We start from the raw sequence: 24,199 nt of genomic DNA on the forward strand, positions 1-24,199 counted from the left end.
TCCTCAATGGGTCTCTCCCTCCTTTTTGACGCATTCTATTATATAGACGTAAGAAATGACTGGTCCCCCTACACATGTTGTAAAAAAAGAATAATATATTTTTAGAAAGGAGGCTATATGAAAAAAGGTGTGAAAAAATGGTAAAGAGAAGTATATAATGAGCAAGTGGGAAATGTTATAGGAAGAAAGGATGTGAATGTTAGTAGGGGAATGTCCATACTAACAAACATGAAAATAAAAATATTAATAGCAGATGATAATTCTTTTATTAGAGAAGGCATGAAAATTATTTTAAATACATATGAAGAGTTCGAAGTGGTAGATACAGTAAATGATGGGAGAGAAGCAGTGGACTATTGCAAAAAGAACGACATTGATATCGCCCTTTTAGATGTTCGTATGCCAAATATGAACGGGGTAGAGGCGACGAAATTCATTTGTGAAGAGACGAAAACGAAGCCACTAATTTTAACGACGTTTGATGATGATGAATATATTTTGGACGCAGTGAAGAACGGTGCAAAAGGTTATTTATTAAAAAATAATGATCCGGAGCGTATTCGTGATGCGATAAAAGGAGTATATAACGGCCAAACTGTTATGCAAGATGTAGTTCTCGATAAAATTAAGTCTAATTTAATGGAAAGTAAAGAGGAAGAATGTAAAATAGATACAAGTCTTTTTACTGAAAGAGAGCTGAGCATTATCGCATTAATTGCAAAAGGCTTTTCGAATAAAGAAATCTCGAAGCAACTTTTCATATCAGAAGGAACAATTGCAAATTATATTACATCAGTTTTAGGGAAAACCGGACTGGAACATCGCACACAAATTGCAATTTATTACTTAACAGGGAAAGTAGATTAAAGATATGGAATTTTGGTTAATTGTAAGTAAATTAATTGTCTTTATATATATTGTGTTTAGTTACATTTATTTAAATGTAGAGAACTTACCATGGATTATACTTACTTTGCTTTTATATCTTTCTGTAAACGTGCTGATCTCTATATTTAAAACAGATACGTACAAAAACATATTAACTTGCGTATCAATTGGTCTAGTTATGTTATTTACATGGAAGATTCATTCGTTCTTTATTTTGTTTTTACCAGTGAACTTATATGAACTTATATTCCGTTATATAGAGAAGAAATGGCAACTCTTCATCATGATGATGATTCCTATTATATTTACAGATGAAAGTATTCGAATGACATATGGATTAATTGTTGCATTTTCTTTTCTCGTATTAACCATGGCAGAACGGTATATATCGCGTGTATTAAAACTTGAATCACAAAATGATAAGATGCGAAAAGATATGCAGCGATTGACGAAAAGCTTACATGAAAATAAAGAGTATATAAGGCAATCAGAATACACATTTAAGTTAGAAGAGAGAAATCGACTTTCTCAAGAAATTCATGATAAAATTGGTCATTCGATGACGGGTGCGCTAATTCAAATGGAAGCAGCAAAGAGATTAATGGCGATAGATAAAGAAAAATCTGCTGAGTTATTACAAAATGCAATTCATATTTCGAAAGATGGAATTGAAAGCATTCGGATTACATTAAAAAATATGAAACCACCAACTGAGCAAATTGGTATTCATCGTATGAAATTATTCATAGAGGAATTTGCCGGTAAGCATGATGTGAATATTCCTTTCGTTTATAAAGGGAATTTAGATATGATTTCTCCTATACAGTGGAAGATTATCGGTGAAAATGTCACGGAGGCATTAACAAATGCGATGAAATATGCTGATGCGACAGTCATTTCAATCGATATTCATGTACTGAACAAGATGGTAAAGGTACAAGTGAAGGATAACGGAAAAGGTGCAGTGCTTGTTAAAAAAGGTCTCGGTATTATGGGGATGGAGGAACGAACGGCGTCTGTAAATGGTAAAATTATTGTAGAGGGAACAAGTGGTTTTTCAGTAACAATGTTGCTGCCGATATGAGAATGAATCATCTCATATGAAAAAAGTGAATAATCTCATGTGAAAAGAATGAACTTCTGCACTGAGCAGGTTCATTCTTTTTGTTTATACTAAGAGCAGAGAAACCGAAATAGGGGTGAAATGATGAATACATTAGAAATTAAAAATTTAACGAAAAAGTTTGGTGATTTCATCGCGGTAGATAATATGTCTTTATCTATTAAAGAAGGAGAGATATTTGGCTTTTTAGGATCAAATGGTGCTGGTAAAAGTACAACGATAAATATGATTGCTGGTTTGCTAAGAAGTAATGAAGGTGAAATTAGCATATTAGGAAAAAATATAAAGAAACATAATCGATTTGCGAAGATGAATATCGGTATCGTTCCGCAAGATATTGCGATTTATGAAGAGTTAACTGCCTATGAAAATGTGAAATTCTTTGCTGGACTGTACGGGTTAAGAGGGGCCGAACTAAAAGCAAGGGTAGAGGAAGCACTTCAATTTGTAGGACTTAGCGATAAACAGAAAAGCTATCCAAAGAACTTTTCTGGTGGGATGAAGCGAAGACTGAATATTGCTTGTGCGATTGCACATAGACCGAAGTTAATTATTATGGATGAGCCGACAGTTGGAATTGATCCACAGTCAAGAAATTATATTCTCCAGTCTGTTCGAAAATTAAATGAAATGGGAAGCACGATTATTTACACGAGTCACTACATGGAAGAAGTAGAAGAGATTTGTACGAAAATCGCAATTGTTGATCACGGTAAAGTAATTGCAGAAGGCACGAAAGAACAGTTAAAAGCGATTATTACTGATACGAAAGACATTTGGATTGAAGTGAAGTCAGTAGAAAATTTAGATGTAGAACAGTTAAAAGAAATAAATGGAGTGAAAGCTGTTCAAATTGATGAGAACGTAATTAAAGTAAACTCGGATGCAGGGTTAAACAATTTAAATAAAATTATTCAGCACTTTATTAATCATGACATTGAAATTCGTTCGTTAGAGGAGCAGGCTCCAAACTTAGAAACAGTATTCCTTACGTTGACTGGAAGAAACTTACGAGATAAATAAAATGTAAATGAAGAAAAGGTAAAGGGAGGTTCATCAATTGAACATCTTCAATATTGCAATTATGCATATGAAAAGAGATTTCAGGGACGTAAGAACTTTAGTTTTTATGTTAGCATTTCCGATTGTGCTCATGCTCGTGTTAGGTACAGCATTAAGTAATGCGTTTAATAGTGATAGTCATTCAATTAAAAACATACAGGTGCTATATAAAGATGAAGCAAGTAGCACATTTTCTCAAGCATTTGAAGCATTTACGAAAGAAGTTGATAAATCGGGTATTCATTTTAAAAAAGCTTCTGGCAGTATAGATGGGAAAGAAGAAGTGAAGCAAAATAAATATGCTGCTTATGTAGAGTTAAATAAAGATGGCGCAAAATTGTATGGAAGTGACAAAAGTAGTATTGAGGGAAGTATTGTGGAAGGCATGCTTACAACGTTTGTTGATAAGTACAATGTAGTAATCGAAGTTGCAAAAGTAGACTCTAGTAAGGTGAGCGCAGTTATTTCAAATGGAAATCATAATGATTATATAAAAGAAACATCTTTACAAGCTGCGAAAAAACCAGGTTCTATGGATTACTATGCAATTGTAATGACGACGATGATTGCATTATATGCTGCGATGGGAGCCAGTTCTTTAATTCGAGGAGAACGAATACGTAAAACAGGAGATCGTCTCATTGCTGCTCCTATAAGTAAGGCTGAAATTTTCATTGGGAAAGTGCTTGGTAGTCTTGTAGCAAACGCCCTGTGCATATTGCTCGTCATGTTATTTAGTAAATTTGTCTTTCAAGCGAATTGGGGCGATCATCTTGGAATCATATTTCTTATTTTATTAACAGAAGTCTTTCTAGCAATTAGCTTCGGTTTAGGGATTGGATATATTACAAAAACACCTGAAGCGTCTAGAGCAATTATTATGGTGGTAGTGCAATTAGCTTCTATTTTTGGCGGTGCATATTTCGTAATAGAAGAAAATTTCGTTACGAATTTATCACCATTAACGTGGGCAAACACAGCTGTTATGAAAATTATTTATGCGAATGATGTAGGGGCAGCACTACCAGTCATTTCTTTAAACATTGGAATATCAGCACTCTTTTTATTAATTGCAATTATTGCATTACGTAGACGGGAGGGGCTATAGTATGAAAGATATTTTATGGCTCATACAAAAAACGTTATCTGTACTTTTGAAAAATAAAAAAGGGTTAATCATTATTATTAGTTTGCCAATAATCGGGACGCTCATCTCTTTTTCGATATACGGAAATGCAGGGCAAGGAACGTTAAATATCGGGATTGTAAATAAAGAAAATGAGCCGATAGCAAACGATACGATAAAGTTTTTAGAAGGATTAAATCATGTGAATGTGAGTAAGGTTAAGGAGTCTGAAGTAGAGGATAAACTCACTTCCAAAAAACTTGATGGAGTTATTACATTAGCTTCTGGTTTTTCAAAAAGTGTTCGAGAAGGGGAACCAGATCATATTGAACTTGCATCGATTAAAGGTGATCAAGTAACGGGGTTTATAAAATCATATTTATACAACTATATAGATAATGTAGCAGCTATTAGTAAAGTAGCAGGAACAGATCAAAGTGCATTTAATAGTATGTACGCAGGGTATCAAAAAAGTTCATTTAAAATGAAAACGGAGACGCTAGAAGATACATCGAAAAATAAAGATATGACAAATCAAACGATGGGTTATCTTATTATGTTTATGCTGTTTTCAGCAGTGAACTTATCAGGATTTATTTTAAAAGAAAAAGAGAATAGAACGTACTTTAGATTATTATCAACACCAATTGACGGAAAGAAATTTATATTGTCCAACGTCGCGGTAAATATGATGATATTAACATTGCAAATTGTCATTGCAGTATTATTTCTGACGAATGTTTTTCATACAAATATTAATATGCCTTTCATAGTAATGATTGGTGTGCTAATGATCTTTGCCTTAATTGCAATTGGTTTATCATTAGTTATTGTGTCGTTCTCAAAAAGTTCAGCTGCTTCAAATGCAATGCAAAATTTAGTGATAGTACCAACATGTTTGCTTGCTGGATGTTATTTCCCGTACGACATTATGCCAAAGGCGGTACAAAAAGTAGCTGATTTTCTTCCGCAGCGTTGGTTATTAGATACGATAGCAAAACTACAACAGGGAATACCGTTCTCAGAGTTGTATTTAAACATATTAATCTTATTTGCTTTTGCAATTGCATTCTTCTTAATTGCGATTTATAAATTTGGAAGAAATAATGATGCGAGGAACTTTGTTTAATATAAAAAAGGGTGTGACGTTAAGTCACATCCTTTTTTGTATGAAGCATGAAATCTAAATTTGAATGACAAAATAGAAAGGCGGAAAGAAAACGAGCGGAAGGAAATTAAAATGATTAAAAAAATATTGCGAGTTACTTCTATTATTATTGCTATTTTCGTTTTTATTTTAATTTGGATGCATATTGACGTTACCTTAGGAAGGAAAATGGAAGCTGGGAAAAACATGCCGACAGAGTATGCACCTCATCATAGTGACTTTCAATTATATGTAGAAGGGAAGTCTTTTTATAAACAATTATTTACTGATATAAGAGAAGCCAAAAGCTTCATTTACACGTATTTCTTCATTTTGTCGGATGATAAAAGTAGCCATACTTTTTTAAATTTATTAAAAGAGAAGGCAAAAGAAGGAGTAAACGTCTATTTATCAGTGGATCGCATTAATGATTTATCATTTGAAAGAAAGATGATAAATGAATTGCGGGAAAGTGGTGTACATTTTACGTATAGTAGAAAACCTGAATTACCATTCGGGTTTTATTCACTTCACCATCGTAATCATCGCCGTATTACGACAATTGATGGGGAGATTGGTTATACGGGTGGTTTTAATATAGGGGATGAGTACTTAGGGAAAGATAAACACTTTGGGTACTGGCGAGACTATCATGTACGGATAAAAGGAGAAGGCGCAAAAGATTTAGAAGAACAATTTGCTTTAGATTGGAAACGAGATACGAAAGAAGAGATAAAGAGGAGTACGAATAAAGCTAGTAAAGGGAATACATTACATACTATGACGAGTTACAATGGGCATTACGTTGCTGAAAAATATATAGAGCTCATTAAACAAGCTCAGCACTCCATTGTAATTGCAACGCCGTATTTTATAGCGAAAAATAAAGAATCAATGAATGCTTTAATTGCAGCACAAAAGCGTGGTGTTACAGTAAAAATACTTTGGTCATATAAACCAGATTTACCTCTTATAAAAGAAGCGGCGTATCCATATATACGTCAAGCTGTTAATAATGGGATTACTGTATATGGGTATAAAAAAGGAATGTTCCATGGAAAATTAATGCTTATTGATAATGAATTAACCGTTATTGGCACAACAAACTTTACTTCGCGTAGCTTCAATATAAATGATGAAATGAATTTTTATATTCATGGCGGTCCTATTGTAGGGCAAGTTAATAAGGCGTTAACAGAGGATTTTCGTGATTCAAAAGAAATGAGGAAAGAATTTTTTGAGAAGTTATCTTTTTGGGATCGTTGTAAGGAGAAATTTGCGGGATGGGTTGATTTTTATTTGTGATGATAAAGGAAGAAAGGGTGTCTAGAAAAGACGCCCTTTTTTGATGGGAAATAATTATTTTTCATGCACAAGCAATGAAGCATCATCATTAATCAACGTCCCCACATGTTCACCTAAGCAAATTCTTTTCATTACTCCAGGCTCATCAAAGTTAAAGACGTGTGCTGGTAAATTATAATCACGGGCAAGCAATAAAGCAGCTTGATCCATTACTTGAATGTTTTGCCTAACAACATCGTTATAGTTTAGTTTTCGATACATTTTTGCTGCTTTATTATGTTTTGGATCACTAGTAAAAACGCCGTCGACTCCTTGTTTTGCAACTAATATGGCGTCACTATTCATTTCAATAGCCCTTTGAACACTTGGGTAATCTGTCGTAACGAACGGTTGCCCGTTACCACCTCCAAAAATAACGATATACCCGTTATCTAAATGGTGGACTGCACGTAGGCGAATGTATGGTTCAGCTACAGCATTAAACGGGATGGAAGTCATAACGCGCACTTCTGTATTTGTTTTACTTGTTAAAACGCCGCGTAGCATTAAGCTGTTAATGATTGTACCTAACGTACCGATATTGTCAGCTTCTACACGATCGATTCCCCATTCTTCCGCTAGATGACCTCTAAAAATGTTCCCGCCACCGATGACGATGGATACTTCGATACCTAAATCAACAATGGATAAAATTTCGTTTGCGATATGTTCTAATCGTTTGGAGTTAAAGCTATTTCCGGTTTGATCGGCAAGTGCACCGCCGCTTAATTTAATTAAGACACGTTTATATGGCTTCATAACAATTCCCCCTATATAGATCGCAATTAAAAAGGAACAAAGGCAAATGCCTTTGTTCCTTTTTAAGAAAATGAAAAAGAAAAGAAGAAGATAGAACGAATTTTTGCACATAATTTTTCATATCATCCACTCCTTTTCATTTTGATTTGTTGTAAGTATATATCTTTTTGATTATACGAAACAATCTGATTACTTATCAAGTATATTTTATAGTTTTTTAACAAAATGGTGTCAATGAAAAAAAGAAGAAAAATATTTGAATTTTTTATGACGAACTTGTAGGTTTTTGTATGATTTTGTAGGTTCGCTTATAAGATGTGTGAGTAGCTTTTATAAATTCAAATTGAAAGCGTTCGCATGAAGGGGATGAACATAAATGAAAAAATTCGGATTGGCAACACAAATTTTTGTCGCGCTTGTTTTAGGGATTGTAGTAGGGGCAGTCTTTTATGGCAATAAAACGGCGATTTCTTATATCACACCAATTGGGGATATATTTATTCACTTAATTAAGATGATTGTAGTACCAATTGTTATTTCAGCATTAATTGTTGCAGTAGCTGGTGTAGGAGATATGAAAAAGCTTGGAAAACTGGGCGGTAAGACAATTCTTTATTTCGAAATTATTACGACGATTGCTATTTTAATGGGATTACTTGCGGCAAATATATTCCAACCGGGTACTGGCGTTGATATGAATAACTTACAGCAAAGTGATATTTCTTCTTATAAACAAACAGCCGATGCAACCGAGAAGAAAGGTTTTGCTGATACAATTGTTCACATTGTACCAAAAAACGTATTTGAATCGATTGCACAAGGTGACTTATTACCGATTATTTTCTTCTCAGTATTATTCGGTTTAGGAGTTGCGGCAATTGGGGAAAAAGGAAAGCCTGTCTTTAACTTCTTTGAAGGTGTACTCGAAGCGATGTTTTGGGTTACAAATCAAGTTATGAAATTTGCACCATTTGGTGTATTCGCATTAATTGCGGTTACGGTTGCAAAATTTGGTGTAGCAACATTACTTCCTTTAGGAAAACTAGTGCTAGCTGTATACGTAACTGTTATACTATTCGTTGTGATTGTATTAGGTATTAATGCACGAATGGTTGGCGTAAATATTTTTACATTAATGAAAATTTTAAAAGAAGAACTAATTCTTTCATTTACGACAGCAAGTTCAGAAGCTGTTTTACCTAATATAATGAGAAAAATGGAAGAGTTCGGTTGTCCAAAGGCAGTTGCCTCTTTCGTAATTCCGACAGGTTATACATTTAACTTGACTGGATCGGCTATTTATCAAGCGTTAGCGGCATTGTTTGTTGCACAAATGTACGGTGTGCACATGTCACTGACAGAGCAAATAACGTTATTATTCGTTCTCATGTTAACATCCAAAGGTATGGCGGGAGTTCCAGGTGCATCGTTCGTTGTTGTATTAGCAACGTTAGGTTCAATGGGGTTACCACTAGAAGGTATCGCGTTAATTGCGGGAATTGACCGCATTTTAGATATGATTCGCTCATCTGTCAATGTATTAGGAAATGCATTAGCGGCCATTGTTATGTCGAAGTGGGAAGGCGAATTCGATAATGAGAAAGCAAAACAATATGTAGAAACAGTCAAAGAAACAAAAGCAGCATAAGAAATCGTTAAGGAGTGGATAAGTATGGCAACATTAACTGAAGTTAAAAATGGTGTTCGAATTGAAAAAGACTTTTTAGGTGAAAAAGAAGTACCAAACTATGCATACTACGGCGTACAAACAATGCGTGCAGTTGAAAACTTTCCAATTACAGGATACAAAATCCATGAAGGTTTAATTAGAGCGTTCGCAGTTGTAAAAAAAGCTGCAGCGCTTGCGAATACAGATGTAGGAAGATTGGAATTGAACAAGGGCGGCGCGATCGCAGAAGCTGCTCAAGAAATTCTCGATGGAAAATGGCATGATCATTTTATCGTAGATCCAATCCAAGGCGGAGCAGGTACTTCAATGAACATGAATGCAAATGAAGTCATTGCCAATCGTGCGCTTGAATTATTAGGGATGGAAAAGGGAGACTATCATTATATTAGTCCAAATAGTCATGTAAACATGGCACAATCAACAAACGATGCATTCCCAACGGCGATTCATATCGCAACATTAAACGCATTAGAAGGTTTATTACAAACGATGGGTTATATGCACGATGTATTTGAATTAAAAGCAGAACAGTTCGATCATGTGATTAAAATGGGTCGTACACATTTACAAGATGCTGTGCCAATTCGTCTTGGACAAGAATTTAAAGCATACTCTCGTGTACTTGAACGTGATATGAAACGAATTCAGCAATCACGTCAACACTTATATGAAGTGAACATGGGGGCAACTGCAGTTGGTACAGGTTTAAATGCAGATCCAGAATATATTGAAGCAGTTGTAAAACATTTAGCTGCAATTAGTGAACTACCACTTGTTGGTGCAGAAGACTTAGTAGATGCAACGCAAAATACGGATGCATACACAGAAGTATCAGCAGCACTTAAAGTATGTATGATGAATATGTCTAAAATTGCAAATGACCTTCGCTTAATGGCATCAGGTCCACGCGTTGGCTTAGCGGAAATTATGCTACCAGCTCGTCAACCAGGTTCATCTATTATGCCAGGAAAAGTAAATCCTGTTATGCCAGAAGTAATTAATCAAATTGCGTTCCAAGTCATTGGTAACGACCATACAATTTGCCTTGCTTCAGAAGCAGGACAATTAGAATTAAACGTTATGGAACCAGTACTTGTTTTCAACTTACTTCAATCAATTAGTATTATGAATAACGGTTTCCGTGCCTTTACAGACAATTGCTTAAAAGGAATTGAATCGAATGAAGATCGCTTAAAAGAGTATGTTGAGAAGAGTGTAGGAATTATTACAGCCGTGAACCCTCATATCGGTTATGAAGCAGCAGCTCGCGTTGCGAAAGAAGCAATCGCGACAGGGCAATCCGTTCGAGAACTTTGTGTGAAAAATGGTGTACTGTCACAAGAAGACTTAGAATTAATTCTAGATCCATTCGAAATGACACACCCAGGGATTGCAGGAGCAACTCTTTTAAAGAAAAATTAAAAGAAGAGGGGGGACAAGCCCCTCTTTTTTGTTTACAATATAGAAATGCTATATATGAATAGAGGTAGGGATGTTATGAGCAAGTTTACAGTAGCTTCTAATGGTTCATTAGAAACGACATTAAGAGGAGTAGAAGTATTATCAACACCGCTTTTAAATAAAGGGGTCGCTTTCACGCAAGAAGAAAGAGAAGAATTAGGTTTAAAAGGGTTATTACCGCCAGCAGTTTTAACATTGGAAGAACAAGCACGCCGAGCATACGAACAATTTTGTTCTCAGCCGGATGATTTATTAAAGAATGTATACTTAACAGCGTTACATGATCGAAATGAAGTATTATTTTATCGTATTTTAACAGATCATTTACGCGAAATGTTACCAATCGTATATACACCAACTGTTGGTGTAGCGATTCAAAGATATAGTCATGAATATCGTAAACCACGAGGTGTGTATTTATCAATTAACGATCCGTCAGGTATTGAAGAAGCGTTTGCCAATATTGGTGCAACAGCAGAAAATATTGATTTAGTCGTTGTAACAGATGGAGAAGGTATATTAGGAATTGGTGACTGGGGCGTTGGTGGTATTAACATCGCAATCGGAAAATTAGCTGTTTATACGGCAGCAGTTGGAATCGATCCTAGCCGCGTATTACCGGTAATTTTAGATGTAGGTACAAATCGTGAAGAATTATTAGACAATCCATTTTATATTGGAAATCGTCATCCTCGTATAACTGGTGAAGCTTACGATGAATTTATTGATACGTTTGTACAAGCGGTAAGTAACCAATTCCCGAAAGCACTTTTACATTGGGAAGACTTTAGTTCTAGAAATGCACGAAAAATTCTAGATAAATATCGTCATGATATTTGTACGTTTAATGATGATATTCAAGGTACAGGTGCAGTTTCACTTGCTGCTGTGCTATCGGCAGTGAAAGCTTCGGGTGTACCACTAAGTGAACACCGCGTTGTTGTATTTGGTGCTGGTACGGCTGGAATCGGTATCGCAGATCAAGTTAGAGATGCAATGGTCCGCGTAGGTGTATCAGAAGAAGAATCGTATAAGCGTTTCTGGTGTATTGATCGTAACGGATTAGTTACAGATAATATGAAAGATCTTCTTGATTTCCAAATTCCGTATGCAAGAAAAGAAGCGGAAGTAAGTGAGTGGAAGCAAAATGGTGTAATCGGACTTGCTGAAGTTGTGAAACATGTAAAACCGACAATTTTAATCGGTACATCAACTGTTGCAGGCGCATTTAAAGAAGAGATTGTTAAAGAAATGGCTTCTCACGTAGAAAGACCAATCATTTTACCGATGTCGAACCCGACGCCACTTGCTGAAGCAAAACCAGCGGATTTAATCAAGTGGACAGAAGGAAGAGCGTTAGTTGCAACAGGAAGTCCATTTGAACCAGTTACATATAACGGTGTAACGTATGTGATTGGACAATCAAATAATGCACTTATTTTCCCAGGTCTTGGTCTTGGAACAATTGTCGTACGTGCAAGCGTTATGACGGATGGAATGTTCGCAGCAGCAGCTGAAGCAGTTGCAAGTATGGTGGACACAAGTCAGCCAGGAGCACCTATTTTGCCAGAAGTTGAAGAATTACGTAATATCTCGGAAATGGTAGCAATTGAAGTAGCGAAAGTTGCTGTTGCAGAAGGTGTAGCTAGAGAGAACTTAAGTGATAACGATATTAAGATTGCAGTGAAAGAAGCAATCTGGGAGCCTGAGTATCGCCAAATAAAAGCGGTAGAAAAGGTTAGAATATAGAAATAAAGCCCGTTTATAATATAAGCGGGCTTTCACTTTTATTACTGAAAAAAAGAGTATAGGAAGTGGCACCTTTGAGTTGGAATCAATTATGGAAGAAAGATATATCCCTTTTAATTATATTAATGGTAGTTGTTCCGATTGCAGGAGAGCTTAATTTTCATCCTTTTAATGATACGTTTCGGGTTAGCTTTGGGACGCCGTTATTCTTCTTTTTATTACTATTTTTAAGAAGAATACCAGCAGCTGCTGCAGGTATTCTTGTCGGTATATGTGTAGTCTTATTCCGCGTATGCCTTGACTGGGTCATGCAAGGCTCATTTCATATGACAGAATCATTTTATTTGCGTTATCCTGTGTTCTTTTATTATTTTATTTATGGAAGTCTTTTTTCACTTTGTAGGGTGAATAAGTTTCATCAGAAGCCAATTGTTATTGGGTGCCTTGGAATTTCAATTGAAATTGTTGCAAGTATGTCGGAACTTGCGTTTTATCACATGTTAGTACTAGGTACAACAATAACAATTTCTGAAGTAAATAAACTCATCATTATTGCTATTTTCCGTAGCTTCTTTGCACTTGGCTTTTTAAATATGATGAATTTATATGAAACGAAATTAAAAGAATCACAAGTTCGAAAAGAAAATGAAAAAATGTTCATGCACCTTTCAAATTTATATGTAGAATCTGTTCATTTGAAAAAAACGTTACAAAATGCAGAATTAATTACACAAGAAGCGTATCAATTATATCGGAATTTACAAGCGAATGATGATTCCAGCAGTAAAACAGCATTGAAAATAGCAGGAGAAGTGCATGAAATAAAAAAAGATAATCAAAGAATTTTTGCAGGGTTATCTAAACTGTTATTAGATAAAAATGTGGCTGAATACGTAGAAGGTCATGAGCTTACAGAAATGATTGCAAGAATAAATGAAAAGTATGCTGAAATGCTAGAGAAAGATATACGTTTTTCTAAACATATAGAAGGCGAGCATGCTGCATATCACGTGTATACAGTGCTATCAATTTTTAATAACTTAGTTGCGAATGCAGTTGAAGCAATTGAAGATAGAGGTCTCATTCGTATTAAGTTATATAAAAGAGAACCAAATGTAATCTTTGAAGTAATTGACGATGGCCCTGGTATTGCACAAAAGTATAAGAAATTAGTATTTAAGCCTGGGTTTACTTCAAAGTATGATCAAACAGGAACACCGTCCACAGGTATTGGACTTTCTTACATAGACGAAATGGTAACAGAGCTCGGCGGAGAAGTAAGGTTAGAAGACAATGAAAATGGGAAAGGGTGTAAGTTTATCGTTTGTTTACCGGAGTGCAGTTTAAAGCGGGAAGGGGAATAGGTTTGTTTTATTATATTGTAGATGATGATGAAGTTTTTCGTTCGATGCTTTCGCAAATTATTGAGGATGGCGATCTTGGGGAAGTAATTGGAGAATCGGAAGATGGAGCGTTTATTGAAGCGGAACAGCTAAATTATAAAAAAGTGGATATTTTATTTATTGATTTATTAATGCCGATGAGAGATGGCATTGAAACAGTTCGCCATATAGCATCTTCATTTACTGGGAAAATTGTTATGATTTCCCAAGTTGAATCGAAACAGCTCATTGGTGAGGCATATACACTTGGTGTGGAATATTATATTACAAAACCACTAAACAAAATAGAAGTAGTATCTGTTGTACGAAAAGTGATAGAACGTATTCGTTTGGAACGTTCTATATATGACATTCAAAAATCATTGAATAATGTGTTTCAGTGGGAAAAGCCGCAAATGCGTAGTGAAACAGTGCAAGAAGGGAAAAAGATATCAGATTCAGGACGCTTCTTACTATCAGAACTCGGTATTGCGGGAGAGAATGGAAGTAAAGATTTACTTAGTATGCTGGAATATTTATATGGACAAGAAAAGGCGCAAACATTTGAGTTTGGATTTCCTGCTTTAAAAGATATCTTTCACCAAATAACAGTAAAAAAATTAGGGGAACTAGCTTCAGATGCAGATATAGAGAAGGAGAAAAAAGCATCTGAACAACGTGTAAGAAGAGCAATTTATCAATCATTAAATCATTTAGCTTCCCTTGGACTAACAGACTTTTCAAATCCGAAATTTGAAAGTTATGCTCCGAAGTTTTTTGATTTCACTGTAGTTAGAAAACGGATGACAGAAATGACAAAGGATGGGGTAGCGACTTCTGGCCATATACGAATTAATACGAAAAAATTTATTCAAGTGTTGTATTTTGAGGCGAAACGACTGATGGAGATAGAGTGAAAAGGTGCTTATAAATAAGCATCTTTTTTTGTTAAATCAACATTTTATATTTTCTCGTGAAGCATGTAAAATGTTAAGTAAGAGAAAATGGTTTTACATTAAGGAAGTGTCAAAACAATGAGTTTTACATTAAATAAATCGATTATTAAAGAAGTATGTGGAGAAACCTCATATAAAAGAGGCGAAGCTTATTATAAATCAAATAAAGTAATCGTGAATTACTATGATGAAACGAAAGAAATTTGTGAGGCGACGGTAAAAGGGAACGAGGATTTCCATGTTACAGTAGAAAAAGCTAAGAAAGGTGATGTTGTTGCGAGATGTAGTTGTCCTTCGTTAGCATCTTTCCAAACGTACTGTCAACATGTTGCAGCTGTATTGATACAAATAAATTATAACCAGCAAACGGGTGGAATGGGCTCTGTTAGTAGCAGAAATGATCAATTAACAAACGGGATGTTTCAGTTGTTTGCAGATAAACCACTGAGGCCAAAAAGTAAACAACATCGGTTTGATACACGTGAAATATTAGATGTTGCGTTTATATGTTTACCAGTAGCGACGAAAAGCGGTGGGGCTCTTCTTGGAATTCAGTTAAAACTTGCGAAAACATATTTTATAAATCATATTAGAGAATTTCTTTCTAAAGTGGAGAAGAGAGAGACTTTTCATTGTTCCAATGAATTTACATATACGCCAGATGTACACAGTTTTAAACAAGAAACAGACGCGATTATACAACAACTCATTAAAATATATCATAATGAAAAAATGTATGAAGATGCACTAGAAGTACATGCGAAACAAGATGAAAGTATGATATTTATACCGCCAGCTTCGTGGAATGATATGCTCTCTGCACTTTCTAGAGCCGAGTATGTACAGCTGAAACAAAATGAGCAACTGTTTCAGGGATTACACATTTCAAAAGGGGTATTGCCATTACATTTTGAGTTTACGAAAGGGAATAATGGCGGGTTTACCCTTCATATAGACGGTCTAAATCGTGTTCGAGTTATGGAGATGTATAACAACGCTCTTTACGATGGGAAATTATATCATTTATCTATGGAAGATTGTATGCGACTTATTGAATTGCAAAAGATGATGAGTCGCTCAAATAGCAATCAGTTTTATATTCCTGAAAATAAGATGGAACATTTCGTAGCGAAAGTTGTGCCTGGATTAATGAAACTTGGAACAGTGCGCATTGATGAAGTAATATCCGATCGTGTTGAAACGCCGTTGCTAAAAGCAAAGCTGTATTTAGATCGAGTAAAAAATCGTTTGCTAGCAGGGCTCGAATTCCATTATGGAAACGTCGTGATTAATCCGCTAGAAGAAGACGGGCAACCTTCTGTTTTTAATCGTGATGAGAAAAAGGAAAAAGAGATTTTAGACATTATGAGTGAAAGTGCTTTTGCGAAAACAGAAGGTGGCTACTTTATGCATAATGAAGAAGCTGAGTATAACTTTTTATATCACATCGTTCCAACGTTAAAAGGTTTAGTTGATATTTACGCGACAACAGCAATCAAATTACGTATTCATAAAGGGGATACAGCGCCACTTATTAGAGTGAGAAGAAAAGAAAGAATTGATTGGTTATCATTTCGTTTTGATATAAAAGGAATACCGGAAGCGGAAATTAAAGGTGTGTTAGTGGCTCTGGAAGAGAAACGCAAATATTACCGACTAGCGAATGGTTCTTTATTATCACTAGAGAGTAAAGAGTTTAATGAAATTAATCAGTTTGTAAAAGAATCAGGTATTCGAAAAGAATTTTTACGTGGGGAAGAAGTGAATGTTCCGCTCATTCGAAGTGTAAAATGGATGAACGGACTTCATGAAGGTAATGTTTTAAGTTTAGATGAGTCTGTGCAAGATCTAGTGGAAAGTATTCAAAATCCGAAAAAATTAAAGTTTACAGTGCCACAAACTTTACATGCTGTAATGAGAGAGTATCAAGTATACGGATTTGAGTGGATGAAGACACTCGCCTATTACCGTTTTGGCGGTATTTTAGCAGACGACATGGGACTTGGAAAAACGCTGCAAAGTATTGCTTATATAGATTCTGTTCTGTCTGAAATTCGAGAGAAGAAGCTGCCTATATTGGTCGTTTCTCCATCGTCTCTAGTTTACAACTGGTTAAGCGAGTTGAAAAAATTCGCGCCGCATATTAGAGCGGTTATTGCAGATGGAAATCAAACAGAACGACGAAAAATTTTAAAAGACGTAGCGGAATTTGATGTCGTCATTACGTCATATCCATTACTGAGAAGAGATGTAAGATCGTATGCGAGGCCGTTTCACACACTATTTCTTGATGAAGCACAGGCGTTTAAAAATCCGACAACGCAAACTGCAAGAGCAGTGAAAACAATTCAAGCTGAATATCGTTTCGGACTAACGGGAACGCCTGTAGAAAATTCATTAGAAGAGCTATGGTCTATCTTTCACGTCGTATTTCCAGAATTATTACCAGGAAGAAAAGAATTCGGTGATTTAAGGCGTGAAGATATTGCGAAGCGCGTAAAACCGTTCGTATTAAGACGACTAAAAGAAGATGTATTACAGGAGCTTCCAGATAAAATAGAGCACTTACAGTCATCGGAGTTATTACCAGATCAAAAGAGACTATATGCTGCTTACTTAGCGAAATTAAGGGAAGAAACATTAAAGCATTTGGACAAAGATACGTTACGTAAAAATAAAATTAGAATTTTAGCCGGCTTAACGAGATTACGACAAATTTGCTGTCATCCCGCTTTATTCGTTGATGATTACAAGGGAAGTTCAGCTAAATTTGAGCAACTGTTAGACATATTAGAGGAATGTAGAAGTACTGGTAAGAGAATTTTAATCTTTTCTCAATTTACGAAGATGCTGTCCATTATTGGTCGTGAATTAAATCGTCAAGCAATTCCATACTTTTATTTAGACGGAAATACATCTTCGCAAGAACGTGTAGAACTATGTAATCGATTTAACGAAGGAGAAGGGGAACTATTTCTCATTTCTTTAAAAGCTGGTGGTACGGGGCTTAACTTAACGGGTGCCGATACGGTTATATTATACGATTTATGGTGGAATCCAGCTGTTGAACAACAAGCAGCAGATCGGGCATATCGGATGGGACAGAAAAATACGGTACAAGTTATTAAATTAGTAGCACACGGAACAATCGAGGAAAAAATGCATGAACTGCAAGAAAGTAAGAAAAATTTAATTGCTGAAGTGATTGAGCCGGGAGAAGAGAAATTATCATCAATCACGGAGGAAGAAATACGAGATATTTTAATGATTTAATAAAAAAGCTATGCTTTCACATGTATGAGAGCATAGCTTTTTTCGTGTAATAATTATAATTTGTTTTGAACAAAGTAAAGAGATAATACAGAATTTACTTTTTATTCCCTTTACTTTTATATGGCTTGGCAGCTGCCTTCTTCTTTGCACTTGATTGCCAACGGTTCCATCCTTTACTTCCTGTACCTTGTCCTACACCTTTTTTCGGTTTTGCTTTCGTTTTACTCATATGATCACTCCGTTATATAAAAATCTTATTTGATAATAGTCAATGATTTAGAACATACTCTTTATAAATGACTATGATTGCTTTAAGTAAAAATAAACTGCTTGAATGCTATAGTATAACACGAATTTGCACGTAAACTGAAAGGAATTACAAAGAAAATGAAAATAATACGAAATACTGCGGATTCTATATTTCGGACGTTTACATTACTTGTTGTGTATATGTTAGTTTCGGTTAGTGAAACGTTTTTTGGATTGACGAAGCAAAAGAAGTGAAGATGTTATATTGAAAACAATCAATAAAGACGTAAAATAAAGAATTGAAAAATATTTTTAAATTTTTGTTGACTTTCTTTATTTTTTGTATAGAATAATCATTAATAAAATGTTTCAGAGATGTGACAACAAAACGACTATGAAAGGACGAGTAGTAGTAGGACGTAGTTTAAGCGAGTCAGGGGTGGTGTGAGCCTGATACGAAGCCTATTATGAAGAACCTCCTGGAGTTGCTAACCGAAATCCTTTATAGGAAAGTAGACTTAGCCGGGAACTTCGCCGTTACAAGAAGAACAGTATCGAGATATTTCATCTCCGTATTGTATAAGTGAGCAACCTCTGTTGCTAATTTGGGTGGTACCGCGGAACCAAAGCCTTTCGTCCCAGTTTTTTGGGAAAGAAGGGCTTTTTTTGTTGGCTTCTTTTCACAACATCCAAACATTTTAGGAGGAAACCACCATGTATCAATCATTAATGACAGTAAGAGAGACTCAAATCGCAATTAAGGAAGTTAAAACATTTTTCGAGGACCAATTAGCAAAACGCCTTGAACTATTCCGCGTATCTGCACCATTATTCGTAACGAAAAAATCAGGATTAAACGATCATCTAAACGGTGTAGAACGTCCAATTGAATTTGATATGTTACATTCAGGAGAAGAATTAGAAATTGTTCATTCACTAGCGAAATGGAAACGATTTGCATTACATGAATACGGATATGAAGCTGGTGAAGGTTTATATACAAACATGAACGCGATTCGTCGTGATGAAGAACTTGATGCAACGCATTCCATTTATGTTGACCAATGGGATTGGGAAAAAATCGTTCAAAAAGAATGGCGTACTGTTGAATACTTACAAAAAACAGTACAAACAATTTATGGAATATTCAAAGATTTAGAAGATCACTTATTTGAAAAATATCCGTTCCTTGGAAAGTATTTACCGGAAGAAATTGTTTTCGTTACTTCTCAAGAATTAGAAGATAAATATCCAGAATTAACACCGAAAGATCGTGAACATGCAATTGCAAAAGAACACGGTGCAGTCTTCATTATCGGAATTGGTGATGCACTTCGTTCAGGTGAAAAGCATGATGGACGCGCTGCTGATTACGATGATTGGAAATTAAACGGTGATATTTTATTCTGGCACCCAGTACTACAATCTTCATTCGAATTATCATCAATGGGAATTCGTGTTGATAGTAAATCACTTGATGAGCAGTTAACGAAAACAGGTGAAGACTATAAACGTGAGTATGATTTCCATAAAGGTATACTAGAAGACGTACTACCATTAACAATCGGCGGTGGCATTGGACAATCAAGAATGTGCATGTACTTCTTACGTAAAGCACATATCGGTGAAGTTCAATCTTCTGTATGGCCTGACGATTTACGTGAAGCTTGCAAGAAGGAAAACATTCATCTGTTTTAATAGAAGGGAGAGGATAACTTAAATATAGAGCTATTCTCTCTTTTTTTACTGTGTAAACGAATGGTTTACAGTGAGTTTTACTAATGGTTTCTTTCTTTTTTGGAACCTTTTATGTAATAATTTGTTAAAGGAGGCGACGTTATGAGCTTAGGACAACAACTTAAAAGATTACGAGAGTCACAAGGATTTTCACAGGAAGATGTTGCTAAGAAAATTGGTGTGATAAGGCAAGCAGTGTATAAGTGGGAACATGATAAAAGCTGTCCGGATATTGATAATTTAATTTTGCTTAGCGAAATGTATAATGTCACGCTAGATGAATTAATAAAAGGAAACGAAAGCTTTAAAGAGAAAATACATATTGATGAAGATGAGGATTTTGAGAAAGAGAATGAGTTTGGTTTTTATATTGGGTTTGGTTTGCTAATTGTGAGTGCTTTCGTAGATTATGAAGGAATGCAAGAGATATTATTAGGAATAGCATTATTCATGATGGTTTTTTATTCTGACGTAAAGAAAGTTATGTTGAATGAGTTCAAATCGTTTTTCAAAAGAAAAGATATATATGATAAGAAGTGAGAAGAGTCAGTTATATTTCCTAGGAAAGATTATAACAAGTAACTGAATTGTTTTATGGTAATTTTGAGATGTTGATAGTATGTTAAAAAGTCCAAACAAGCATAACCCCGTTCTAAAGTTAGGACGGGGTTTAAAATCTAAGTTTTATTGATTGTAAATTTCTTCCAAATATTTTTAATTCAGTAAAACATTACTTATTTGTTACCGAGTTCTTCCGCTAAACCGATTAAAATGCCTTCCGTTCCACGAATGTAGCAGAGTCGGTAAGAGTTCTCGTATTGAACTACTTCACCAACAAGCTGAGCACCATGCTTAGTCAGTCTCGATACCATTTCGTCAATGTCCTCAACGGTGAACATGACACGTAAATAACCAAGGGCATTTACAGGAGCTGTTCGATGATCTGCAATAGTAGGTGGTGTGAGAAATCGCGAAAGTTCAATTCGGCTATGGCCATCTGGAGTCACCATCATAGCAATCTCTACGCACTGCGAACCGAGTCCGGTTACGCGACCAGCCCATTCACCCTCTACAGTGGCGCGCCCTTCGAGTTTTAACCCAATCTCCTCGAAGAAAGAGATTGCATGATCAAGGGATTCTACAACGATGCTAACATTGTCCATTCTGAGTAATTTATTTTTTGACATTGTCTTTATCTCCTTATATGTAAAAGTGTATTATCTAATCATCATCTTCATTATACTATTAAAAAGTTATAAATTCCTTTCAAACAAAAACACCTTGTCACAGTTTAGGAAAATGTGACAAGGTGTTTTTAAGTATGTCATATAGTATCTTGTTAACAAACAATACCGCAATTTCCCCGGAAAATGTTTCTACGCTGTATGCTCTTAAAGGGCCCGATCGTTGTATAGAATGAAGTGTATTATTTAAATGATAAATACATTTCTTATTACTCTATATGCAAATAGCTTTCTATTTATATAGGAAAGAAGTAGATTCATATAATTCGTTTTAATTTTTACTAGTAGAAATTAGCTCATCTGCACTAAAGGCTCAATTTTCGCCATAAATGATTGATGCAGCGCCTCGACACCTGTTACTAAATGAAGGCGGTCAATAACGACAGACACTTTAATTTCTGATGTACTTACCATTTTAATATGAATATCTTCTTCTTTTAAAGTAGTGAACATATTCGCAGCAACACCTGGATTAGATACCATACCAGATCCTACAATTGATACTTTTGCTAAATGATTTTCATATTCTACTGATTCATAGTGAAGTGCCTCTTGATTTTGTTCCAATACTTCTAATGTTTCTTTTAAATCATTAGAATGGATGGAGAAGGAGAGATGAACAGTTCCTTCATTTGTAATACTTTGAATGATGATATCTACATTAATATGTGCCGCTGCTAATGTAGCGAAAACTGTTGAAAGCGAGCCATGTTCCAATCCTTTCAATGTGATACGTGTAATATTATCTTCAAATGCAATACCTTTAACGATTGATTGTTGTTCCATGTTACATTCTCCTTTTACAATTGTTCCATTTTCTTGTTCCATACTTGAGCGAACTTCTAAAATGACATTATGATTTTTAGCAAACTCAACAGCACGCGGGTGTAATACACCAGCACCGAGATTTGCAAGTTCTAACATTTCGTCATAAGAAATTTCATCTAATTTATAAGCATCTTTTACAACTCGTGGATCCGTCGTATATACGCCGGTCACATCTGTGTAAATATCACATTTTTTTGCGTTCAGTGCAGCAGCTAATGCAACAGCAGTTGTATCAGAACCACCGCGTCCAAGCGTTGTAATTTCATGGTTTTCACTAACGCCTTGGAAGCCAGCTACGATAACAATCGTACCTTCAGCAATATAAGATTGAATTCGATCTGTATGAATGTCAGTAATCCGTGCACTATTATGTACAGATTCTGTCGTAATACCAGCTTGCCATCCTGTTAATGAAATTGCGTTATAACCTTTTGCTTGAAGTGCCATCGTTAATAATGAAATAGTCACTTGCTCTCCTGTTGATAGAAGCATATCCATTTCGCGTTTACTCGGATTTTCTGTAATCGCGTTAGCGAGTACGACAAGTTCATCTGTACTTTTTCCCATTGCCGAAACGACAGTGACGATACTATGTCCTCTTTCATATTCTTCAATAATTAAATTTGCTACATGTTGAATGCGTTCAACGCTTCCGACAGAAGTGCCACCAAATTTTTGTACAATCGTTTCCATTACGAATTCCTTCTTTCATCCATTTTTAAGAATAGATTAGGACATATATAAATCCCAATATTCCTGTAGTTACCAGAGAAAAACAAAAAACACCATCTCAAATAAGTGAGGATGGTGCTGTTACAGGAAAAGGGAAACAGAAAACGGAGCTAATAAAAAAACCGCCAAAAAAGGAATACCATAAAAATGATATCTCTTTTTTGTAGATAGCTCTTCATACGTACATGTCTGTACATATGACAGTTCTGTTTCTATTCGAAAACAGCCCCAATCGATACATACAGAGAAATATATCGATTTCGGCAATACTTCCTTTCATCTAATTTCATAGACATCTCTGTGTCTCCATTAGAATACTCATAAGTATCGCAACCTCTATCTCACGTTTTAGGCGAGAGTGTTTGATTTATGAAGTTGTTGGTAACATTTGTTTTATAATAATTTAAATTTTTCGAGGAATCAAGTGTTTTATATATATTTTAAAAATTCTATCTTTTTATGAGGAAGTTTGTGAAAAATATAGCAAAATAAATATATTACATGTACATTAAAATTATAGTGCATTGGAGGTGGAAGAATGAAGGGGAAAAAGCCTATTTATGTTTCGGCAGAAATGAACACAACAATGGAGAAATTATGGGAATACACGCAAGAACCACATATACATACAGAATGGGATGCTCGCTTTACTGAAATTTCGTATTTAGAAAAACAAGAAGGAGAACCACAGAAATTTTTATATAAAACAAAGATCGGATTTGGACTTGAAATAGCTGGAGAAGGTGAATCGATAGGTGAGATAAGAAAAGAAACGGGAGAACGTATTTCTTCTTTAAAATTTTGGACGGATAATACATTATCTCTTATTCAAATAGGGCGTGGTTATTGGAAGTATACACCCTGTAAAGAACATATTCATTTTGAGACGCAATATGATTATGATACGAGGTATGGTCGTATAGGGAATGTAATAGATTTCTATATGTTTCGGCCGTTATTAGGCTGGGCAACTGCTTGGAGTTTTGATGCTTTAAAATTATGGTTAGAAAAGGGGCTTCACCCTAGATTACTAATTAGAAAAACAATGACATATTGGCTCGTATGTTTTTTATTTGCATTTGTATGGATGTATCAAGGGATCTTCCCAAAAATAATTTTCAGTCATCCAGAAGAGATGAAGATGCTTTCTGCGAGTATTGATTCAACTGGAAATAGTATTGCAATTCTTAAAGTAATAGGGATGTTAGAAATTATTTTTGGTATCATATGGATATTTCCAGTTCCAAAACAAAAATTATTTATACTACATATTTTTATGTTAATAGCTTTAACGATAGTGGCAGGATTTACGAATATCGTAAGCTTTACAGAGCCGTTTAATCCAATTACATTAAACGTTTTACTAATGGGGGTATCGATTGTCGGTTATATAAATAGTTTTGATTTACCAAGTGCAAAAAATTGCAAGAGGAAGAGAAAGGGATAATG

At 35.2% G+C, this 24,199-nt stretch carries 19 protein-coding genes, 1 riboswitch and 1 other annotated feature; of the genes, 15 read left to right on the forward strand and 4 right to left on the reverse strand.

Translation table 11 applies throughout. From position 1 onward, the window contains the following. Positions 1-228 precede the first annotated feature (228 nt). From BGI23_RS08870 to BGI23_RS08895, 6 genes are all read left to right on the forward strand, one after another. Positions 229-867, forward strand: coding sequence for a response regulator transcription factor (locus BGI23_RS08870; protein ID WP_070805710.1), 639 nt, complete (start codon positions 229-231; stop codon positions 865-867). Positions 868-871: 4 nt separating this feature from the next. Next, a complete protein-coding gene (locus BGI23_RS08875) occupies positions 872-1,972 on the forward strand; it encodes a sensor histidine kinase (RefSeq protein WP_070805711.1) in 1,101 nt (366 codons plus the stop codon). Between the two features lie 123 nt (positions 1,973-2,095). After that, positions 2,096-3,034, forward strand: a complete 939-nt coding sequence (locus BGI23_RS08880) for an ABC transporter ATP-binding protein (RefSeq protein WP_070805712.1) — start codon at positions 2,096-2,098, stop codon at positions 3,032-3,034. Positions 3,035-3,071: 37 nt separating this feature from the next. After that, positions 3,072-4,181, forward strand: a complete 1,110-nt coding sequence (locus BGI23_RS08885) for an ABC transporter permease (RefSeq protein ID WP_070805713.1) — start codon at positions 3,072-3,074, stop codon at positions 4,179-4,181. Position 4,182: 1 nt separating this feature from the next. Next, on the forward strand, positions 4,183-5,328 hold the full coding sequence (locus BGI23_RS08890) for an ABC transporter permease (RefSeq protein ID WP_000651868.1): 1,146 nt from the start codon (positions 4,183-4,185) through the stop codon (positions 5,326-5,328). 111 nt (positions 5,329-5,439) lie between these two features. Next, positions 5,440-6,651 (forward strand): phospholipase D-like domain-containing protein, encoded by a 1,212-nt coding sequence (locus BGI23_RS08895; protein ID WP_070805714.1) that lies wholly within the window; start codon positions 5,440-5,442, stop codon positions 6,649-6,651. A 54-nt stretch (positions 6,652-6,705) separates the two neighbouring features. Here BGI23_RS08895 and pyrH read toward each other — a convergent pair whose 3' ends face one another. Continuing rightward, a complete protein-coding gene (pyrH, locus tag BGI23_RS08900) occupies positions 6,706-7,449 on the reverse strand; it encodes a UMP kinase (RefSeq protein ID WP_070805715.1) in 744 nt (247 codons plus the stop codon). A 376-nt stretch (positions 7,450-7,825) separates the two neighbouring features. On the opposite strand from pyrH, the gene BGI23_RS08905 reads away from it, so the two are divergent. From BGI23_RS08905 to BGI23_RS08930, 6 genes are all read left to right on the forward strand, one after another. Continuing rightward, entirely contained in the window at positions 7,826-9,097 is a 1,272-nt protein-coding gene (locus tag BGI23_RS08905; RefSeq protein WP_000713288.1) for a cation:dicarboxylate symporter family transporter, read from the forward strand. A 24-nt stretch (positions 9,098-9,121) separates the two neighbouring features. After that, entirely contained in the window at positions 9,122-10,561 is a 1,440-nt protein-coding gene (gene aspA / locus BGI23_RS08910; RefSeq protein WP_070805716.1) for an aspartate ammonia-lyase, read from the forward strand. Positions 10,562-10,636: 75 nt separating this feature from the next. Beyond that, positions 10,637-12,349, forward strand: a complete 1,713-nt coding sequence (gene malS / locus BGI23_RS08915) for an oxaloacetate-decarboxylating malate dehydrogenase (protein WP_070807288.1) — start codon at positions 10,637-10,639, stop codon at positions 12,347-12,349. Between the two features lie 65 nt (positions 12,350-12,414). After that, the gene (locus BGI23_RS08920; RefSeq protein ID WP_083322689.1) at positions 12,415-13,713 is read left to right on the forward strand and encodes a sensor histidine kinase; all 1,299 of its coding nucleotides are present in this window, start codon (positions 12,415-12,417) and stop codon (positions 13,711-13,713) included. A gap of 2 nt (positions 13,714-13,715) precedes the next feature. Further along, positions 13,716-14,648, forward strand: coding sequence for a response regulator (locus BGI23_RS08925; protein WP_070805718.1), 933 nt, complete (start codon positions 13,716-13,718; stop codon positions 14,646-14,648). A 117-nt stretch (positions 14,649-14,765) separates the two neighbouring features. Continuing rightward, the gene (locus BGI23_RS08930; protein ID WP_070805719.1) at positions 14,766-17,960 is read left to right on the forward strand and encodes a DEAD/DEAH box helicase; all 3,195 of its coding nucleotides are present in this window, start codon (positions 14,766-14,768) and stop codon (positions 17,958-17,960) included. Positions 17,961-18,054: 94 nt separating this feature from the next. Here the strand turns inward: BGI23_RS08930 and BGI23_RS08935 are convergent, their stop codons facing one another. After that, complete coding sequence (locus tag BGI23_RS08935) at positions 18,055-18,189, reverse strand: DUF3934 family protein (protein ID WP_061657016.1); 135 nt, start codon at positions 18,187-18,189, stop codon at positions 18,055-18,057. Positions 18,190-18,594: 405 nt separating this feature from the next. Beyond that, positions 18,595-18,853 (forward strand) — a binding site (T-box leader). A 70-nt stretch (positions 18,854-18,923) separates the two neighbouring features. On the opposite strand from BGI23_RS08935, the gene asnA reads away from it, so the two are divergent. Both asnA and BGI23_RS08950 read left to right on the forward strand, forming a co-directional pair. Next, positions 18,924-19,907 (forward strand): aspartate--ammonia ligase, encoded by a 984-nt coding sequence (asnA, locus tag BGI23_RS08945; RefSeq protein ID WP_070805720.1) that lies wholly within the window; start codon positions 18,924-18,926, stop codon positions 19,905-19,907. Positions 19,908-20,048: 141 nt separating this feature from the next. Continuing rightward, on the forward strand, positions 20,049-20,486 hold the full coding sequence (locus BGI23_RS08950; RefSeq protein ID WP_070805721.1) for a helix-turn-helix domain-containing protein: 438 nt from the start codon (positions 20,049-20,051) through the stop codon (positions 20,484-20,486). A 194-nt stretch (positions 20,487-20,680) separates the two neighbouring features. On the opposite strand, the gene BGI23_RS08955 is transcribed toward BGI23_RS08950, so the two are convergent. Both BGI23_RS08955 and BGI23_RS08960 read right to left on the reverse strand, forming a co-directional pair. Continuing rightward, the gene (locus BGI23_RS08955; protein WP_070805722.1) at positions 20,681-21,133 is read right to left on the reverse strand and encodes a VOC family protein; all 453 of its coding nucleotides are present in this window, start codon (positions 21,131-21,133) and stop codon (positions 20,681-20,683) included. A gap of 348 nt (positions 21,134-21,481) precedes the next feature. Continuing rightward, complete coding sequence (locus BGI23_RS08960; protein WP_070805723.1) at positions 21,482-22,711, reverse strand: aspartate kinase; 1,230 nt, start codon at positions 22,709-22,711, stop codon at positions 21,482-21,484. 199 nt (positions 22,712-22,910) lie between these two features. Next, positions 22,911-23,097, reverse strand: a riboswitch (Lysine riboswitch). 191 nt (positions 23,098-23,288) lie between these two features. On the opposite strand from BGI23_RS08960, the gene BGI23_RS08970 reads away from it, so the two are divergent. Then, positions 23,289-24,197 carry a DoxX-like family protein gene (locus BGI23_RS08970; protein ID WP_070805724.1) on the forward strand — a complete coding sequence of 303 codons (909 nt, stop codon included), beginning with the start codon at positions 23,289-23,291 and terminating at the stop codon, positions 24,195-24,197. Positions 24,198-24,199: the final 2 nt, after the last annotated feature.

The sequence above is a fragment of the Bacillus sp. ABP14 genome, assembly GCF_001831375.1.
Lineage (GTDB): Bacteria > Bacillota > Bacilli > Bacillales > Bacillaceae_G > Bacillus_A > Bacillus_A paranthracis.

Bases quoted from the DNA above. Each gene is read 5' to 3' on its own strand.
- malS (WP_070807288.1), top strand. From the start codon at position 10,637: ATGAGCAAGTTTACAGTAGCTTCTAATGGTTCATTAGAAACGACATTA.
- asnA (WP_070805720.1), top strand. From the start codon at position 18,924: ATGTATCAATCATTAATGACAGTAAGAGAGACTCAAATCGCAATTAAG.
- BGI23_RS08905 (WP_000713288.1), top strand. From the start codon at position 7,826: ATGAAAAAATTCGGATTGGCAACACAAATTTTTGTCGCGCTTGTTTTA.
- aspA (WP_070805716.1), top strand. From the start codon at position 9,122: ATGGCAACATTAACTGAAGTTAAAAATGGTGTTCGAATTGAAAAAGAC.
- BGI23_RS08895 (WP_070805714.1), top strand. From the start codon at position 5,440: ATGATTAAAAAAATATTGCGAGTTACTTCTATTATTATTGCTATTTTC.
- BGI23_RS08950 (WP_070805721.1), top strand. From the start codon at position 20,049: ATGAGCTTAGGACAACAACTTAAAAGATTACGAGAGTCACAAGGATTT.
- BGI23_RS08875 (WP_070805711.1), top strand. From the start codon at position 872: ATGGAATTTTGGTTAATTGTAAGTAAATTAATTGTCTTTATATATATT.
- BGI23_RS08960 (WP_070805723.1), bottom strand. From the start codon at position 22,711: ATGGAAACGATTGTACAAAAATTTGGTGGCACTTCTGTCGGAAGCGTT.
- BGI23_RS08880 (WP_070805712.1), top strand. From the start codon at position 2,096: ATGAATACATTAGAAATTAAAAATTTAACGAAAAAGTTTGGTGATTTC.
- BGI23_RS08935 (WP_061657016.1), bottom strand. From the start codon at position 18,189: ATGAGTAAAACGAAAGCAAAACCGAAAAAAGGTGTAGGACAAGGTACA.
- BGI23_RS08930 (WP_070805719.1), top strand. From the start codon at position 14,766: ATGAGTTTTACATTAAATAAATCGATTATTAAAGAAGTATGTGGAGAA.
- BGI23_RS08955 (WP_070805722.1), bottom strand. From the start codon at position 21,133: ATGTCAAAAAATAAATTACTCAGAATGGACAATGTTAGCATCGTTGTA.
- BGI23_RS08890 (WP_000651868.1), top strand. From the start codon at position 4,183: ATGAAAGATATTTTATGGCTCATACAAAAAACGTTATCTGTACTTTTG.
- pyrH (WP_070805715.1), bottom strand. From the start codon at position 7,449: ATGAAGCCATATAAACGTGTCTTAATTAAATTAAGCGGCGGTGCACTT.
- BGI23_RS08970 (WP_070805724.1), top strand. From the start codon at position 23,289: ATGAAGGGGAAAAAGCCTATTTATGTTTCGGCAGAAATGAACACAACA.
- BGI23_RS08870 (WP_070805710.1), top strand. From the start codon at position 229: ATGAAAATAAAAATATTAATAGCAGATGATAATTCTTTTATTAGAGAA.